We start from the raw sequence: 462 nt of genomic DNA on the forward strand, positions 1-462 counted from the left end.
GGCATCTCCGAACCGCCGGCCAGCTGGGACGAGTTCACCCAGGACCTCGGCAAGCTGAAGAAGGCCGGCTACACGGCGATGCAGACGGCCGGCCAGTTCCAGACCGGCCTTCAGCTCCAGCAGCTGTACCACCCCACGCTGAATCTCGCCCACCCCAAGTGGCAGACCTCGGTCAAGGACAAGAAGCTCTCCGTCGGCGACGCCTACGAGCCGATGTTCCGTAAGTACGCGGACTGGATCAAGTCCGGATACGTGGCCAAGAGCGATGCGGGCCTCGACCCCTCACAGGCCGACGGCAACTTCATCGCGGGCAAGGTGGGCTTCTACCCCAACGGCAGCTGGTTCACGAGCACCCTCGACAAGACCGGCGACCTTCCCTTCGACGTGGGCGTCTTCTCCCCGCCCACCGACAGCGCCGGCACCCAGCCCGGTCCCCAGGGCGCCACCATGGCCGACCCGTAC

General features: G+C 66.7%; 1 protein-coding gene. It reads left to right on the forward strand.

From position 1 onward, the window contains the following. Positions 1–462 (forward strand): extracellular solute-binding protein (locus BZY54_RS52590; protein ID WP_244217727.1); only part of this gene is annotated, 462 nt, incomplete at both ends.

Source organism: Streptomyces carpinensis, from assembly GCF_002154505.1.
Classification (GTDB): domain Bacteria; phylum Actinomycetota; class Actinomycetes; order Streptomycetales; family Streptomycetaceae; genus Streptomyces; species Streptomyces carpinensis.